Below are 17,670 nucleotides of genomic sequence, written 5' to 3'. Positions count from 1 at the left end.
CCCCCCCCCCCCCCCCCCCCCCCCCCCCCCCCCCCCCCCCCCCCCCCCCCCCCCCCCCCCCCCCCCCCCCACTACAGCCGTCAATAGCGCGGCGCTCAGGGCGTGGGGGTCACCGTTGAACAGCACGCCCAGTGGATCACTGCTTTCCAGGTGTCGATACAGGGCGCTGCGTTCGGTAAAGCTGCCCGCCATCCGCGCCGCCGCCTCCACATAGTCTTCATGGGTGCGGGCAATGCTCCACTGCGGCAACCCCACCCGGCGAAACAGGCCTTCGTCGATATGTTCGAACACCTGCGGCCCGGTCTTGCACACGCCCGGCAGGCCCACGGTAAAGGCGTCGATGATGCCGTTGGTGTTGCCGAACGGGAACGGGCTGAGAAACATATCGCAGCCATTGAGCGTGGCCATGTAGTCGGCGTAAGGCTGGTGCGGGTACACCGTGGCGTCGCCGACGTAGCGCTCGATCAACCGCACCAGTTGCGGGAACAGCAAGCCCTGGGCCTGCCCCACCAAAAAATGAAAACGCACGCGCTTGCCGCTGCTGTGCAAGGTGCGCACGGCAATCGCCTGGCAGGCGCGCAGGAAGGTCGGGTTGAGTTTCATGGTGGTGGCGGCGACGGCGATGTTGACCCAGGGCGTGTCTTCGCGCACGGCAGCCGGCAAGTCGACCGCGATGGCGGAGGGCCGATAGGGCTGCCCATTGGCGGGCAGTTGCAGCAGGCGCTCGGTGAAGCACGCCGGGTCGCCGACAAAATCCGACTCGACGCTGATGCAGTCGATGTGCCGTGACGCGGTCGTGGCCGGATGCCCCAGCGCCGCCACCTGCAAAGGCGCAAAGCGCAGGTTGCTGGCAAACATCGTGATCTGGAACATGCCGACGCTGGGCATGTAGAACACGTCGGGCTGGCGTGCGGCAGCGAGGCTGGTGAGTTGCCGCAGGCAGGCAAACAGGTCGTCGGGCTCGCGCAATTCGATGAATTCATCAAACACGGCGCGGCCCAGGGCATCCACATTGGCAGCGTACCCCACCGCCACCACGTGAAAATCTCGCCGTGCCGCTTCCAGCGTCAACGAGTGGGTGCGATAGATCGAATGCCCACCGGAGAACCATTCCAGCAACACCAGCATCAACGGTTTTTCACGTGCTGGCGCAACGCCCATAGGCACGCTGCGAATGCCCACGCTGTCGAGCTTGCGTTCGATCAGCGTGTTGATCGACGCCTTGATGCGGTGGCGTTGTGGCAAGTCGGCGTAGCTGCAATGCATGTACACGTCGTGCAGCACGTTCAGCGGCAAGGTATCCAGGCTATCCAGTTGCTCCAGGCGCCCAGGCAACCAGGCCAGCAGCGCCTCGCGCTTGGAATGCGCAGCCGGTGTGCCGAGAAAACGCGGCGACATCAACGCCATGAACAGCGCGGCTGCGAGCGTTGGGTTTTGTGCCCACAGCAGTTCCACATCCAGCGGCAATTGCGACTCCGGCGAATACAGCAGACAGAACTTCACCAGGTCCTGTTCGGCGATGCGGTAGCCGTTGCCCCCTGGCCCGAGCAAATTCAGCGAGCGCAGGATGTGGTCGGCGTTGATAAAGGCGCTGGCGGCAAACAACGAAGACAGCCAGCGCTGCAGGTTGATCAACTGGCCGAACCCACCCGGGCTGATGCTGAAGCCCGGGTCGGAAAACAATGCGGTAATCGCGCAAGTCAGCCGCGTGAGCACATGGCTTTCCAGCTCGCCGGGCGTGAGCGCGGGCGACACGCTGAGGGAGAATTGCTCCGACAGCTTGCCGTAGTTGCGGTCGATCAATTGCAGCAGGCGCACCAGTTCACGGGCGCCGCCCTCGTGGTCGCGGCTGTAGCACAGGTACTCGAAGGCTTCGAGGGAAAACACCGGTTCGTTCATGGTGCGGTGCCCTGGGCCACGTCGATGTTCACCTGGTCGGCAGCGCTGCCCAGCGGCGTGAGGTGATAGTCGCCGGTCAGCGGTTGGCGCCAGGTGTCGCCGACCATCTGGCTCTGGTGATACTGGCGCGTCGGTTCGGAGGAGGTGTCCAGCAGGCTGTTGTGGATCAGCCCGCCACGGCTGATCAGCACCGCGCCACTGCCGGTGGCCAGGATCGAGGACGTGCCGTTGCCCTGATTGAGGTAATTGCCCGACGGCGTGTCGAGGTCCAGGCGCAGGGTACCGTCCACCACTTGCAGGGTGTTGGTGCCATTGTCGAAGCTCAACGCCGCACCGCTGGCACTGCGCGCGGTGACGGTGAGGTCGCCGCCGCCAGCGGTCATTACGTTGTTAAAGCCGCGGGCGTTGGTGGCGGTGAATTGCAGCCCCGCCCCCGAGCCCAGCGCAGTGCCTTGCAGGCGAATATCGCCACTGTTCGACAGGATATTCACCCCATTGCCCGCCCCCGACGCGCCGCTGCGAATACTCAAGCCCGGCGCAGCAGAAGCCGCGCCTGCCGTCCCGCTCAGCGACAGGTTGCCATCCAGGGTCGTCAGGTTGATCACCGAACCGGTGCCCGTGGAATTGACCACGGTGCCGGAGTCGCCGGCGCTGCGGCCATCAACCACAATATCGCCCCCCACACCCGCGCTGAGTGTCACCGCGCCGGTGGTGGAGGCCGCCAGGAATACGCCACGGCCCGACGCCGCAGCGCCCTGGACCGTCAAGGTGCCGCTGCCCACGCTCAGGGTTTGGGTCGATGACGCCGCCGTCGAACACACCAGCACACCACTGCCCGACACCGCACTGCCCCGCAGGGTGACATTGCCACTGCCGGTGGCCGCGATGGTGTTGCTGGTGCTGAAGATCCGCGTGCCGTTGCCGCTGCCCAGGTTGGTGCTTTCCACCGTGATGGAGCCCCCACCCGAGGTCACGATAGTGCTGCCACCGGTCAGCACAAAGGCATCGCCGCTGCCCGTGCTGCTGGCCTGCACGGCGGTGATGCTGATGTTGCCGCCACCGGCGTCCAGGGTGCTGCGGCTGATGTTGATCGCCGTCGCGGTAGAACCGGCGGCCAGGCTGGCGGACGTGGCGCCGCGCAAGGTGATATCGCCGCCGCTGGTGCTGATGCGCGTGCCGTTGGTCAACGAAATACCCACGCCATTGCTGACGTTGGTGCTGGCCCAGGACGTCGCCGGGTCTACCGCGCCGCTGAGGGTGAGGTTGCCGCCATTGGTGCTGATGCTCGCGTTGCTCAGGGCCACCGAGCCGTTGCCGCTGTTGTTGAAGTTGGAGACCAACGACACGTTAAGCGTCTTGCCGGTGCCATTGCTGATGCTGGTGTTGGTCATCACGATATTGCGGTGCGCCTGCAGGGTCAGGGTCGCGTTGCCCACGCCCTTGACGTTGTCCAGCACGTTGATATCGCCGGACGTGCCCGCCCCTGAAGAGGTGGTCACGAGGATGTTCGCGCCTTCCGACAACGAAGCATTCAGGGTCGCCGAACTCAGGTTGGAGCTGGCCCCCGCGTTCGGCGTGAAAGGCGTGCTGCTGGACGTGCCGGTGCTGGCGGTGCGGGTGATGTTGATGTTGAACGGGTCGATCAGCCACGTGCCGCCCTGCCCCGACACCGCGCTGAGGTCGACCACGCCCATCACATCCAGCGCGTGCCCGGAGGTTTCCACCAGCCCGCCACGCCCCTGGCTGCCGGCACCGCGCACGCTGATGCCGCCATAAAATTGCGTGCTGTCCCTGGACCAGAGGATCACTTTGCCGCCGTCACCCTGGCTCAACGCATTGGCGTTGATGCGTGCATCGCTGCCCATGAAGGTGCTGTCAGCCTGGTGCAGGTTGCCGCTGCCCTGGTAGTCGCCGCCCATCAACACCGTGCCGCCGCCGATATCGCCGTCGGCATCGATACGGCCGCTGTCGAACAGGCCCACGTATTGGCCGGTCATGGTCACGTTGCCGCCGCGCTCGCCGGCGTTTTTGCCCGACACATCGAGCACGCCGCTGTTGACCACCACCCCGCTGTCACCGCCATCGAGAATGATGCGGCCATTGCGCTGTTGCAGGCTGCGGGCTTCGATCACGCCTTCGTTGTTCACCACATTGCTGAGCATGGCCTGGGAGTCGCGGGCGGTCATGGCCACGGCACCGCCGTTGGCACTGAGCAGCCCGCGGTTGATCACGCTGGCGCCGATGGCCGGGTCGTTGACCTCGACGTTGATCAGGCCGTCACCGGTGAAGTCCAGGGTGATTTTTTCCCCGCCGCCCAACACCACCGAACCGAGCTTGGCGACCACCGTGCCTTCGTTGCGCACCTGGCTGCCCAGCAGCGCGACACTGCCGCCATCCCGCGCACTGATCGTGCCCTGGTTGATCACCGCGCCACCGCTGGGCCCGGAAAACACGTACTTGCCGGCCATGAAGTCGCTGTTGGAAATGTTCAGCGAACTGGCCACCAGCCCGCCCACATCCACCATCGACCCCGCGCCAAACAGCACGCCCTGGGGGTTGATGAGGAACACCTGGCCATTGGCATTCAGGTGCCCAAGGATCTGCGAACCGTCGCTGCCGGTGACCCGGTTCAGCGCTACCGACGACGCCCCCGGCTGCAGGAAATTCACCTGGGCGGCGCTGCCGATATTGAACGTGTCCCAGGTGGTGATCAGGCGGTCGCTGCCCTGGTGCACGGTCATCACATTGCCGTTGCTGCTGATGGTGCCGCTGCCAGCGACCACTTGGCCATTGGTGGGCAACGCGTTGCTGTCCAGCGCCAGCGCGGGCAACGGCGTCAGGCTGTAGAGCGCGCAGAGCACGGCGAAACTCAAGGGTTTGAGAACAGGCAGCGCGGTTTGGAATTGTGGTTTGCTCACAGCCTTCTCCTCAGAACGAATAGTTGATGCCAGTGCCGACGGCGCTGATGGTGGTGCCCGCGCCGGGCGAGTAGCCGCTGGCCGCCGTAACGCCGGTGAGGGCGAAGTTGTAGTTGGCCAGGGAGTTGTTCTTGAGCAGCACGTACTGGGTGAACAGGTCGATGCGCTTGGTCAGCTTGTAGTTGGCGCCAATGGCGTACTGGGTGGCGCCCATGCCGTGGGTGTCGCACTCCACCGGGGTGGCGCGGATCATCTCGCACTTGCCGGGCAAGGCCTTGCCGTAGCTGGCCTTCAGGGTCCAGGGGCCGATCTTGTGGGACGCCCCCACCAGGTAGGCCCGGCGGCGGTACTTGGAAAGGTCGCTGGTGGTGGTGCTGGTGTTGATCACGCCGTCTTCGGAATAGGACAGGTCATCGGCGATCAGCGACAGCTTGGTCGCGCCAAAGTCGTAGGCCAGCCCGTAGCGGAAACTGAAATCATCCGACGAGGTGCCATCGGTGACGTGGGTACTGCTGCCCAGCCCGCGCGCGTTGCGCCCAAGATCCGCAATGCCGAAGTAGTTGATGTGCCGTTCGGTGGCGAACACCGCCGTGAAGCCGCCGTTGTTGTAGGTCAGGCTGCTGCCGTAGACATAGCCTTTGTCCACATCACTGGCGGCGCTCATGCCGTTGTTCGAATAGGCCAGTTTGAGTTGCAGGCCGTTCCACTCCGGCGTCCAGTATTCCACCACGCCGGCCTGGCGGCGGTTGAACGCCGCGTCGCCATTCACCGCCGTGTCGTTGTAGCTCTGCGGGCCGTTGACGTTGGTCGACAGGCCGGCGCTGAAGCCCGGCGAGCCGATGATGTTGAAGTACGCCGCACTGGTCTTGCCGTTGAACGGGTCCAGGGTGGTGGTGGACTCCTTCATCGGCATGTCCCACACGCCATACAGCAACGTGCCGTAGTCGGTGTTATTGAACGCCGCACCGGTGTTGCGCAGCTTGGTGCTCGGCGATGCCGACGGGTTCACCGACTTGTCGTTGCTCGCGGTGTAGTTCATCGAGATGCCGTATTCCAGTTGCCACAGCAGCTTCCAGTCATCGCTGAGGCCATAACCGCCGTGCACGCCGAGGGCGGACACGTTGTCGCGGGCGCGCCAGAAGCTCGCCATGTTGCGCCCGTTCGGCGTGGCCAGGCGGCTCTGGTCAGCCGGTGCTGCCGGGGTGGAGCCGTGGCGGTCGACGTATTCCGGGACGATGCCGAAGTTGCCGTAAATGACGGTGTCGGTCTCGGCCACTTCGAAGTCTTCGCCCTTGGAGCCGATGTCGCTGGCCAGCCCGGCGAACGCCTGGGGCGAACCGGAAATCGAGAACCACAGGCGCTTGGCCGCACGGTCATCGCTGGTAGGGTCGGCACCCGGGGAGAACGCCAGGCTGGTGTTCATCACCAGGTCGCGGTGATAGAGGTTCAAGCCCACGCCGTAGCCGTAGCGTGTGAGGGTGTTTTCACTGGCGTCCCACGGGTTCTGGTTGACCGTGACCTTGCCCGCATCGGCAAACAACGTGCCCTCGGCGATAGCGCCGTTGAAGCGCCCGAGGTATTTGCGCAGCTCCAGGCGGCCGAGCACGCCTTCATCGCCGGCCACTTCACCGACAGGATAGGCGCGCACACCGTTAGGCCCGCCAAGGCTGAGTTTTTCCGAGGAGTCGAGGTTCTTGTCGGCCCACTGCCCGGTCACCGAGCCAAACAGCGAGTAGCCATTGCCCAGGTATTGCAGGCGGCTGAAGCTCAGGTTGGCCTTCTTGTAGTGCCCGGCAGCGTTGGCGGTGAGCGCGTCCAACGCGGCGTCGGCCGGCGTTTTTTTATCCAGGTCGCCGATGCCGTAGGCCAGGCTCCAGGTGTTGCTGCCTTGCCAGTCATCGCGCCAGTTGCCGTACAGCGTGGCGCTGCGAAACACCGCCGACTTGTTCACGGTAAAACCACCGGCGGAGTCTTCGAAGCGCCGGTGATCTTCGGCCAGGTTGACACTGATATTGCTGTCACGCGAACGCAGCAGCGAGCTGTTGATGAACACCGAAGACACCTGCGCGGTGCCGTCGGCATCCAGGCCCTTGAGGTTCTTGCCGATGCTGTATTCCAGCTCGGCGTAGTTGGCGCCCACCGAGATCCCGGTGGCGCCCAGCGGTTGCTGGTAACCGATGCCCTTGATGTTCAGGCCTTCGAAGGAGTTCTGCGAAGTGGCGGTAAAACTGTCGCCAAGGCCCAGGGCGTCGTTGAGGCTGACGCTGGAAGTCAGGCGGTTGCTGCCGGTGTAGTAGTTGCCGTAGTTATCGATGGCGGCGCGGGCGGTCCAGGCGGTCATCTCGCTGAGCTTGAGCACAATGTCGGCGGCGCCAGGCTGCTGCGACGGCCGCAGGATCGCGTGCACGGCCACGCCGGTGATGTCCGACAGGCGCAGTAACACACGCTCCAGGTCTTGCTCTCGGATGATGGTGCCGGAGGGCAGCGCATGGATGAACTGCTGCTGCACTTCGGGGCGCAAGCGCACATTGGCGTCCGGCAACGCGCTGACCTGGCCGATCACGCCCTCGGAAACGCCGATGGTCACCTGGCCATGTTGAATGTCCTGGGCCGGCAGGTAGGCACGCGCCACCAGGTAACCCCGCGCCCGGTACAACGCCGTAACCTGCGCGGCGGCGTCACGCAGGCCATCCAGGTCCAGGGTCTTGCCGGCGTAGGGCAGCAGCACCGGTTGCAACTGGGCATCACTGAGTTCGCGGTTGCCGGTGACCACGAAGCGCTTGACCTGCACTTGCACCGTCGAGTTGCCCGCCTTGGGCACGGGCGTATCGTCCTGGCTTTCGATGCGCACACTGCCGGGGGTGGCCGGCTGGGCATTGTCGGTGGGACGCAGCACCGAGCGGCTGTTATCGAACAGAGTGCCCGACGACGGCAGCGTGTCGGCCTGGGCCTGGGCAGCGATCAGGGCGGCGGCCAGCAGCGACAATGCGCCAGGCCCCCAGGCGCGTGGCACCCGGGCAGTGGGGAGAGTTGGGCTCATACAGTTCTCTTATTGTTTTTATCGAGACGCAGCGTTGGGCAAACAGCGTGGAGCTCAGGGAAACAGCATTCGCGCCACCGCCTTGTCACCCAAGAGGCGCGCCGCGTTGTGGCCGATACCGGGAATCGTGTGCTGGGGATGGCGCAAGGGGATCTGCCATTGGTTCGACAAGAACTGCTCGTAGCTGACGAAATTCAATTGCCGATCAAGCCGGGTGTCGCCCTGGTAATTGGCCCCGCAGGAGCTGTCGAGCACACGGCTGGTGGGGTTGTTGTCCTGGGCACCGACCAGGTAGGTGATATCGCGCGCGGCATAGCGGGCAAACACTTGGCGGTTCGTCAGGTGCTGGTTCTGCAGGTAGGCGGGCGCATTGTCGAGGCCATAGCGATAGCGGCTGTAGCTGGGGCACATGATGCTCACCACCGGCTTGAACACGCCGTCCTGCAAACGGTTTTCGTCGAAGTACACGTAGCTCGAGGGGCTGGCGACCACGTAGCGGATCGTCAGGCCGTGGGCCTTGAGGCTGGCGTCGAGGTCATTCATCACCGCGTAGCGTTGCATCAGTTGCGCGCCGGCCGAATGGCTGACCATCACGATTTCCTTGAGCGCCGGGTATCGCTGGCGATCGGACAGGTAGCCGACCACATCGTCGAGCACCTGGAAGGCTGGAATGCCTTTGCGCCCGAACTGCGATTCGATGCCGTGCATCCACTTGTCCCGTGGCCACAGCGGCATGTCATTGCTCACGCCTGAATCGGTGGGGGTGAGGAAATTCGGCGCCAGCAACAAGGTGGTGGTGCTCGGCAGACGGGCGTTGCCCAGCAGCTTGCGACCGGTGTTGAAGTACTGGTCGGCGTCGCGCTGCACGCCGTGCAAAATCACCACCGCACGCTCCAGGGTCTTGGGCGGGTTGTAGAGGTCGGCGTTGGCGTAGATCGGAAACGGGTAGGCGCTGTCATCGTGGCCCAGGCGCAAGACCTGGCGGGCATCGGCTTCAGGCTTGTCGACGCCTTCGCTGTGCACGTCGACCTTGGCGCAACTGCTCAGGGTGCCCATCAGGGCGAGGGACGCCAAAACGGCGGTGAAGGGTTTCAGGGCGGTGGGCAGGCTTATGAACATGACCGGGCACTTCTCTTGTTTTTTTAAGAGCCTATCAGTGCTGTCCACCTATTAAAAATATCTAAATAACGTGGTTTGGATACTTTAAAAATATGCCTATCAGGCGCCCAGCACACGCCCTACCCGCTCGCGGATCAGCTCCCAGGCCTCGGGGTTCAGCAGATGGGGCGGGCGCTCGCCACGCAGCAACGCCGCGATCTGCGCCGCCGATGAGCGCGCCACATTGCGCCGGCCACCGTGGGTGACGCCTGCCGTGTGAAACGTCGCGACCACATTGGGCAAGCTCATCAACGGTGCATCCTGGGGCGGGGGTTCACAGGCCCACACATCCAGCCCGGCGCCGCTCAAATGGCCGTTCTTGAGGGCCACGTACAACGCCGCTTCATCATGGATGCCACCCCGGGCAGTCGAGAGGAATACCGCCCCCCGCTTCATCGCGGCGAACTGCTCGGCGCCCATCAAGTGGCGAGTGCTGGCATCCAGCGGGCAATGCAGGGACACAACATCACTGCGCCGCAACAGCTCGGCCAAGGTCACCGGCTGCGCGCCATGGGCCTGCATCTGCTCATCGCGCAGGTGGGGGTCGTAGGCCAGCACCTCCAGGCCAAAACCGCGGGCGATGGTCGCCACGCGCCGGCCGATTTCCCCCAGCCCGATCAGGCCGAGGGTGCGCCCATGGATCTCTTCGCCCATCAGGTCTTCGCGACTGAAACCCGTGGCGTGGCGCAGGGTGTTGTGGGACTCGACGATGCGCTTGACCACCGCCAGCAGCAGGCCAAAGGTGTGCTCGGCCACCGAGTGGGCATTGGCACCCGCCTGGTTCATCACGGCAATGCCCGCACGGCTGCAGGCGGCGACGTCCACCGTGTCGAACCCCGCGCCGCCCGACGACACGCAGAGCAGTGCCGGGCACTGCTCGATCAACGCCGGGCCGGCAAACCAGTGCCTGGGCAACTCGTCCTTGGCGGCCGAGACATGGTAGGCGTGGGCCTGGCGCAAGGCGGCCAGGGTACGTGCATCGTCGCCCTGGCGCGGCAGCACCTGCAGCGCCAGTTGGGGGGTGGCCTGGATCATTTCGTCAAAGACGGGGTTGATCCAGAAATCTAGGCGACACACCTGCATCACTCGGTTCATCCGGGCTCCTAGGCTTGTGGGTTGGCAGCAGTTGAAGGGCGTGGTTCGACCATGGTGAGCACGATGGCGAAGGTGATCAGCGAGCTCACGCCGAGAAAACCAAACACGTAGTCCCAATTGAAATGATCGAGCAACAAGCCGACCACGAACGGCGTGAAGGCACCGCCCAGGGAACCGCCGGTATTGACGATGGACGCGGCAAACGGCACACGCTCCTTGGTGGCCAGGCCCATGGGGTACACCAGGAACGTGGAGTAGCCGATGTTGAGCAGGATGCCCGCCAGCAGGAACACCGCCGACAACAGCACGGGGTCGCTGGGCGCGTTGAGCAGCACGACCATCATCAGCACCGTGGCCAGCGAACCGATCAGCATCGCCGGTTTGCGCCGACGGTCGAACACCCGGTCCGAGAGCCAGCCGCCCAGCAGGTTGCCGATGATCGCGCCAACCCACGGCGCGGAGGCCACCATGCCCATCTTCAACACCGAGTACTGCTTGACGGTGATCAGGTAGGTGGGCACCCAGGTCATGATCGAATAGGTGATGCCGACCATCAGGAAGTAGCCCATGGCACAGGCCCACACGTTCCATGAGGCGAGGATGCTTTTGTTGTCGGCCAGCAGCGGCACCTGGCGGGTGCGGATCAGCCGGTCGAACCACGCCGGGATGCGCACCATCGGCTGGACCGAGGCCGCGCCCTGGGCTTGGCTGCCCTGGATATGCTGCAACTCGCTGGCCGAACAGTGCGGGCTGTCGGCCGGATCGTCCTTGACCAGCCACCACCACAACAGGGCCACGAAGAACCCCGGGATAGCGAAGAAAAAGAACACTTCGCGCCAGCCGTACAGGTGCACGATGTAGGCACACAGCGGCGGCACGATGGCCGGCGCCACCTTGATCGACGACATGAAGATGCCCGTGGCCAGGCCCTTTTCGCTCGGCGGAAACCAGCGGTTGATGATCGACACGATGCCGATGTTGATCGGCCCTTCCGCCGCCCCCAGCAACGCCCGCGCCAGCTTGAGCTGCAGCACGCTGGAGGTGAAGCCGATGAGCAAGGTGGCCAGGGAGGTCAGGACCAGCGAACCGGTCAGCAGCTGGCGGATGCCGTAGCGGCCGAACAGGTAGCCGGCGGGGATCTGCACGATGGCGTAGGTCAGGTAGAACAGGCTCGCCAGGGCGCCGATGTCGGTGTTGCTCAGGTGGTATTCCTGCTTGATGAAGGGCACCACCACGCCGATGTTGGCACGGTCGGCACCGGCCACCATGTAGGCCAGGAAAAACAGCGCCGCCACGACCCAGCGGAAACGGCTGGTGGATTTGGAGTCAGCTTTCATTTCTTCACCGATCTTTCTTGGAGTTATGGTCGGTACGCCGTGAAGAAACCCTCACGCCAGTAGGCCGTGAGCGGGATAGTGCCGAGGAAATTTAAGTAGACATAGAGATATTCCGTGAACTAAAAACATTCCAAAACCAGATGGAGTTCATCCTGTGCCTACCTTCAAACAGCTGGAAGCGCTGATTGCCGTGGTCGACCACGGCACCTTCGACGGTGCGGCCAATCGCCTGGGCCAGGTGCAGTCGGCCATTTCCCGGCAGATCCAGGAACTGGAGCACTGGCTGGGGTTTGCGCTGTTCGACCGCAGCGGCCGTGGCGCCCGGCTCACCGCGCTGGCCGCACCGGTGGTGGCCCAGGCCCGCGACGTGCTGTTGCAGCGCGACATCGTCAACAGTTGCCTGATCAGCCCGCAGGTGCTCAGCCGTAGGTTGCGCATCGGCATCACCGAACTCAGCGCCCTGACCTGGCTGCCGCGCTTGATCAAGGCGGTTTCCAGCCATTACCCCAAGGTGCGCATCGAGCCGGAGGTCGACCTCAGCGTGCGTCTGCATGGCTTGCTGATGGCCGGCCAGGTCGATGTGATCGTGGTGCCGGATGCGTTCAGCAGCAATGGCCTGATCAAGGTGGCACTCGATGAGGTGCGCAACAACTGGTTCTGCGCACCGGGCTTGCTCGATCACCAGCAGCCCCTGAGCCTGGAAGATTTGAGCCATTGCACCCTGCTCGCCCAGGGCCGGCTGTCGGGCTCCGGCCTGCTGGTGGACAGCTGGCTCGCCACGCACCAGGCCAGCCCCAGCGCGCACATCCCGTGCAGCAGCCTGGCGGCCCTGATCGGCCTGACCGTGTCCGGCCTGGGCGTGACCTACCTGCCCGACATCACCGCCGCGCCCTACTTGCTCAATGGGCAGCTGGTGAAGCTCGATGTGACGCCGCCGCTGCCCACCACGCCCTATGTGGCGCTGGCGCGGGCCGACAGCTACAGCCCGTTTCACCGGCATGTGATGGAACTGCTCGGCGAGCACTGCGACCTGCAACAGGCTTATGGGCGCCCGGCATGATCAACATCAAGCAGATCGAAACCTTTTACTGGACCCTCAAGCTCGGCACCTTGCAGCGGGCCGCCACGCGCCTGTTCATCACCCAGTCAGCCGCCACCAAGCGCCTGCAGGAATTGGAAAAACAAGCCTGCCTGCCGCTGTTCGAACCCGGCAGCCACAAGGTGCAACTGAGCGCCAAGGGCGCCGAATTGCTGGAGGCCAGCGAAGGCCTGATCGCCAGCCTGGCCCAGCTGGACGCCTTGCGCGGCGCCGCCCACCAGGTACAGCGCGCCGTGCGCATGGGGTTGACGGAACTGGTGACCATCACCTGGTTCACCGACTTCGTTGCGCGCACCAAGGCCCAGCTGCCAGACATCAGCCTGCACCCGGACGTGGACCTGTCCGCACGCCTGCAACGCAAGCTGCTCGACGGTGACCTGGACCTGGTCGTGATCCCGCAGGACTACGTCACCGCCGCCATGGCCTCAATCCCGCTGCAATCGATCAGCTTCACCTGGCTGGCACCGCCGCACCTGTTCCCCGAAGGCACCACGCTGTCCCTCAAGCAACTGGCGCTGTGGCCGATCATCGTGCAAGGCCCGGACTCAGGGATCACCCAACGCTGCGAGCAGCTGTTTGCCCAGGAGGGTATCGAGTTCAACCACGTGTACGGCAGCAACAGCCTGTTCGCGCTGCTGGCGTTGATCCGTGCGGGGGTTGGCATCAGTTGTTTGCCGAGGGGTTTGTTCGTGGACGAGATCGAGCGCGGGGAATTCCAGGAGGTGGCGCTGGAAGTGCCACCGGCTGCGGTGAACTATCACCTGGCGTTTCTCAAACATGGGCGCACCGCGCTGATTGACACCCTGGCCGACCTGGCGCGCCAGTCGACCCAGGGCGATGCCAGCCGTTAGAGCAACAGCCGCGAGAAATCGCAGCAGGCCTGGGCCATCTGCGCCACGTCCTGGTTCAAGCCGAACTGGCGATCGACCCGGTGCAACGCCACATAACGCACGCTCGGCAATTCCGGTTCGGTGACCAACGCACGCAGCGAACCTTGTTCGATCAGATGGGACAGGCACGCCTTGGGCAGGTAGCTCACGCCAATCCCCGACAGCGCCAAGCCCACCTGCACCAGCAGGTTGTGGCTGGTGAGCGTGCGCGGCATCTGCACGTTATGGGTGGCCATCCAGCGCTCATAGATCAAGCCGGTGCCCGACTGCGAGCCCTGGGTGAGCACGGTGTAGCTGGCGAGGGTTTCCAGGCTGACCGGGTCGGCGTCAGGGATCAGCCCGGGCGAGCAGATCCAGGCGTTGTCCACGCTTTGCAGCGGGGTGCTGTGAAAGCGTGAGTCGCTGTAGGCGTCGGGCACGATCACCAGGTCCAGTTGATCGCTTTCCAGTTTGCGGAACAGTTCGCTGCTGAGTTCCACCGACGGTTCGATCTGCACCTTCGGGTACGCCTGACGCAGCGCCTCCACCAGGGCCGGCAGCCAGGTCAGCGCAGTCAGCTCGGTGACCCCAAGGCGAAACCGGCGCACCAGCACGTTGCGCGCGCTGACCCGTTCGAGCAACTGGTCGCGGCTGTTGAGCAGGTCGCGGGCGTAGTCGAGCAGTTCGCCGCCCTTTTCGGTCAGCCGCGCATTGCGCTTGCTGCGGTCGAAAATCTCCACATCGAAGGTTTCTTCCAGCTCCTGGATGCGCTTGGAGATTGCCGACTGCGACATGTTCAGCTTGTTCGCCGCCGCTTCGAAGCTGCCCAGTTCGGCAATCCAGTAGAGCGCGTCGATTTGCTTGAAGGTGATCATGCCGGCCAACTCATGATAAAAAGCGATGCTAACACATCATAAAATATCGCTAAAACTGTCCGTTCATCGCTCCTAAGATTTGGCCATAGCCCGTCGCTATCCAACGATTCTGGAGATTTGCCATGTCCTTGCCCGGTTCCCGCATCCTTCCCAACGCACCGATGGCCCCGGCCGAACTGGTGGAGGCGTTCGCCCACGTGGTCACGCCGCACATCAGCGACAACCTGGGCCGGCACATCGGCGCCCGTGGCCTGACGCGCTACAACCGCACCGGCAAGCTGGTGGGCACGGCGATCACCGTAAAGACCCGCCCCGGCGACAACCTGCTGATCTACAAAGCCATGAGCATGATGCAACCCGGCCACGTGCTGGTGGTGGACGGCCAGGGCGACACCAACAACGCGGTGATCGGCGAACTGGTCAAGCTCTACGCCCAGCAACGCGGCTGCGTCGGGTTTGTGATCGACGGTGCGATCCGCGACGTCGCCAGCTTCGACGACACGCCCTGCTACGCCCGTGCGGTGGTGCACACCGGCCCTTACAAGACTGGCCCCGGCGAGGTGAACGTGCCGGTGTCCATCGGCGGCATGCTGATCAACCCGGGCGACCTGCTTGTGGGCGATGAAGATGGCCTGGTGGCGTTCTCCCAGGCCGATGCCGCCGAAGTGCTGCGCCGCGCCGGGCAACACGCCGAGCATGAAGAAGCGGTGAAAGCCGAAATCGCCACCGGCGCGGTGCGCCAGAGTTGGATCGACAAGGTGCTGGCCAACGCCGGCCTGGCGGACTGAAGGACACCCTGATGAGCACTGCATTTCTTTCCGACCGCGTTTTGGGCATTGCGCCCTCCCCCAGCGTTGCCGCCAATGCCCTGGTGAGCGAGCTGCGCGCCGAGGGCCGTGACATCGTCAACTTCACCGTGGGCGAGCCGGACTTCGACACCCCGCCGCACATCCTGCAAGCGGCCAGCCTGGCGATGCACAGTGGCGACACCCACTACACGCCGACCACCGGCACCCTGGCCCTGCGCCGGGCCATCTGCCTGAAGCTCGCCCGGGACAATGGCCTGGTCTACGGCTTGGACGAAGTCGTGGCCGGCTGCGGCGGCAAGCACATCATCTATCACGCGCTGGCCGCCACCCTGAACCGTGGCGACGAAGTGATCGTGCACACGCCGTATTGGGTGTCCTACCCGGACATCGCGCGCCTCAACGATGCCACGCCGGTGATCATCCCCGGCGATGAAAGCCTGGGCTTCAAACTCGCGCCCGACACCCTGGAGCAGGCGATCACCCCACGCACCAAATGGGTGATCCTCAATAGCCCCAACAACCCCAGCGGCGCGGTGTACAGCGAGGCCGAACTGAAGGCGCTGGCCGACGTGCTGCGGCGCCATCCCCATGTGCTGGTCATGGCCGATGAGATCTACGAGCACTTTGTCTACGGCGACGCCCGGCATGTACCGTTGACGCGCCTGGCGCCCGACCTCAAGCCGCGCACGCTGATCGTCAACGGCGCGTCCAAGGGCTACGCCATGACCGGTTGGCGCCTGGGGTTTGGGGCCGGCCCGGCGTGGTTGATCTCGGCCATCGCCAAGCTGCTGTCGCAAACCACCACCTGCCCCAGCTCCCTGAGCCAGGCCGCCGCCGTGGCCGCCTTTGCCGGCGAGCAGGCCCCCATCGCCGACATGCGTGCGCAGTACCAGCAACGCCGTGCGCACATGCTGGGCTTGCTGGCGGACATTCCCGGGGTGAGCTGCACCCCACCGGACGGTGCGTTCTACGTGTTCGTCAATGTGAGCGCGTTGATGGGCAAGCTCACCCCGGCGGGCGACCGCCTGGAGGACGACACGCAACTGGTGGATTACCTGCTGCGTGACTACGGCCTGGCCACGGTCAGCGGCGCGGCCTACGGCATGTCGCCGTATGTACGCTTGTCGTTTGCCAGCGCCCTGGACGTGATCGAAGAAGGATGCCGTCGTCTCAAAGACGCATGCCACGACCTGCGCTGACGGCTTCTCGCTGCACCCGGCGGCCCACCACGGCCGCCTTTCGACTGCCTAGAACAACAACTTAAAAATCATTGATCGCAAATGAGGCATTCCTATGCACACGCCCCGCATCGCGCTGGTCTGGCAAATCGTTATCGGCTTGCTCACCGGCATCGCCATCGGCGCCCTGTTGCACCGCTTTCCCGAGTCCCGCCCATGGCTGGTGGACAACGTGCTGCAACCGGCGGGCGACATCTTTATCAAGCTGATGAAGATGATCGTCGTGCCGATCGTGTTTTCCTGCATGGTGGTGGGCATTGCCGGGCACGGTGACGGCAAATCCCTGGGCCGCATCGGGGTCAGGTCCCTGGGCTATTTCTTCTGCATCACCACCCTGGCGATCATCGTCGGGTTGGTGCTGGGCAACCTGCTCAAGCCCGGCGCCGGCACCGAGCTTTCCAGCCTGCACGCCGCCACTATCAGCCTGCCCACCAGCAGCGGCGCCGGGCATAGCCTGGGCCAGATCATCGTCGGGATCATCCCCGACAACGTGATCAGCGCCATGGCCCAGGGCAGCCTGTTGTCGGTGCTGTTCTTTGCGGTGATGTTCGGCCTGGGCGTGTCGCGTTTGCCCGCCGAACGCAAAGACCCGGTGATCGCGCTGTTGCGTGGGATTAGCGATGCAATGTTCAAGGTCACCTCGATGATCATGGCCTACTCACCGATTGGCGTGTTCGGCATGATCGCGGTGACCGTGGCCAACTTCGGGTTTGGCTCGTTGCTGCCGTTGGCCAAGCTGATCCTGGTGAGCTACGTGTCCATCGTGTTTTTTGTGCTAGTGGTGCTGAACCTGATTGCACGGATGTTCGGGATCAACCTGTTTGCCTTGATGCGCCATATCAAGGACGAACTGGCCCTGGCCTTCTCCACCGCCAGCTCGGCCGCGGTGATGCCACAGCTGATGAAAAAGCTCGAAACCTACGGCGTGCCACCCTCGCTGGTGAGTTTTGTAGTGCCGGTGGGTTACTCGTTCAACCTGGACGGCGCCTCGTTGTTCCTGGGCATCGGCACGTTGTTCGTCGCGCAGTTGTACGGTATCGAACTGAGCCTGGGCGACCAGGCCTTGCTGGTGGTGACCATGGTGCTCACCTCCAAAGGCGCGGCCGGGGTGCCGGGCTTCATGTTCGTGATTCTCTCGGCCACCCTGGCCAGCGCCGGCCTGCCGTTGGAAGGCATTGCGTTTATCGCTGGGGTGTATCGCTTGATGGAAATGCCCACCACGGCGTTGAACGTGTTGGGCAATGCGTTGGCGCCGTTGGTGATTGCCAAGTGGGAGGGGCATGAACGTCAGCCAGTTATAGAGGCAGCGTCAGTACGACGGGGATAAGGACGC

Annotated in this window: 12 protein-coding genes; 5 read left to right on the top strand and 7 right to left on the bottom strand. The window is 64.2% G+C overall.

Annotated features, from left to right (window positions below):
• From AC07OV_RS21840 to AC07OV_RS21815, 6 genes are all read right to left on the bottom strand, one after another.
• The coding region (locus AC07OV_RS21840; RefSeq protein ID WP_495092958.1) for a hypothetical protein at positions 1–1,899 on the bottom strand (1,899 nt) is incomplete at its 3' end.
• Entirely contained in the window at positions 1,896–4,817 is a 2,922-nt protein-coding gene (locus AC07OV_RS21835; RefSeq protein ID WP_495092957.1) for a two-partner secretion domain-containing protein, read from the bottom strand. The genes AC07OV_RS21840 and AC07OV_RS21835, both read right to left, overlap by 4 nt.
• A 10-nt stretch (positions 4,818–4,827) precedes the next feature.
• A complete protein-coding gene (locus tag AC07OV_RS21830; RefSeq protein ID WP_495092956.1) occupies positions 4,828–7,857 on the bottom strand; it encodes a porin in 3,030 nt (1,009 codons plus the stop codon).
• A 54-nt stretch (positions 7,858–7,911) separates the two neighbouring features.
• Positions 7,912–8,976 (bottom strand): hypothetical protein, encoded by a 1,065-nt coding sequence (locus AC07OV_RS21825; protein WP_494997406.1) that lies wholly within the window; start codon positions 8,974–8,976, stop codon positions 7,912–7,914.
• Between the two features lie 99 nt (positions 8,977–9,075).
• Positions 9,076–10,110, bottom strand: coding sequence for a hydroxyacid dehydrogenase (locus AC07OV_RS21820; protein WP_495092955.1), 1,035 nt, complete (start codon positions 10,108–10,110; stop codon positions 9,076–9,078).
• Between the two features lie 8 nt (positions 10,111–10,118).
• Positions 10,119–11,447 carry an MFS transporter gene (locus AC07OV_RS21815; protein WP_495092954.1) on the bottom strand — a complete coding sequence of 443 codons (1,329 nt, stop codon included), beginning with the start codon at positions 11,445–11,447 and terminating at the stop codon, positions 10,119–10,121.
• 154 nt (positions 11,448–11,601) lie between these two features.
• Here AC07OV_RS21815 and AC07OV_RS21810 point away from each other — a divergent pair, with 154 nt between their 5' ends.
• Together AC07OV_RS21810 and AC07OV_RS21805 are read left to right on the top strand one after the other, a co-directional pair.
• Positions 11,602–12,507, top strand: a complete 906-nt coding sequence (locus AC07OV_RS21810; RefSeq protein WP_495092953.1) for a LysR family transcriptional regulator — start codon at positions 11,602–11,604, stop codon at positions 12,505–12,507.
• Positions 12,504–13,397, top strand: coding sequence for a LysR family transcriptional regulator (locus AC07OV_RS21805; RefSeq protein WP_495092952.1), 894 nt, complete (start codon positions 12,504–12,506; stop codon positions 13,395–13,397). The genes AC07OV_RS21810 and AC07OV_RS21805 overlap by 4 nt, the downstream gene beginning before the upstream one ends.
• Here AC07OV_RS21805 and AC07OV_RS21800 read toward each other — a convergent pair.
• A complete protein-coding gene (locus tag AC07OV_RS21800; protein ID WP_259173921.1) occupies positions 13,394–14,290 on the bottom strand; it encodes a LysR family transcriptional regulator in 897 nt (298 codons plus the stop codon). The two genes, AC07OV_RS21805 and AC07OV_RS21800, sit on opposite strands and share 4 nt — an antisense overlap.
• 122 nt (positions 14,291–14,412) lie before the next feature.
• Between AC07OV_RS21800 and AC07OV_RS21795 the strand changes: the two genes are divergently transcribed.
• From AC07OV_RS21795 to AC07OV_RS21785, 3 genes are all read left to right on the top strand, one after another.
• A complete protein-coding gene (locus tag AC07OV_RS21795; RefSeq protein ID WP_176998606.1) occupies positions 14,413–15,078 on the top strand; it encodes an RraA family protein in 666 nt (221 codons plus the stop codon).
• Between the two features lie 11 nt (positions 15,079–15,089).
• Entirely contained in the window at positions 15,090–16,298 is a 1,209-nt protein-coding gene (locus tag AC07OV_RS21790) for a pyridoxal phosphate-dependent aminotransferase (protein ID WP_495092951.1), read from the top strand.
• A gap of 94 nt (positions 16,299–16,392) precedes the next feature.
• The gene (locus AC07OV_RS21785) at positions 16,393–17,664 is read left to right on the top strand and encodes a cation:dicarboxylate symporter family transporter (RefSeq protein ID WP_495092950.1); all 1,272 of its coding nucleotides are present in this window, start codon (positions 16,393–16,395) and stop codon (positions 17,662–17,664) included.
• Positions 17,665–17,670 lie beyond the last annotated feature (6 nt).

The sequence above is a fragment of the Pseudomonas sp. GW821-FHT09A09 genome (assembly GCF_059418405.1).
The sequence above is the reverse complement of the archived record's forward strand: the minus strand, read 5'-3'. Positions and strand labels throughout refer to the sequence as shown.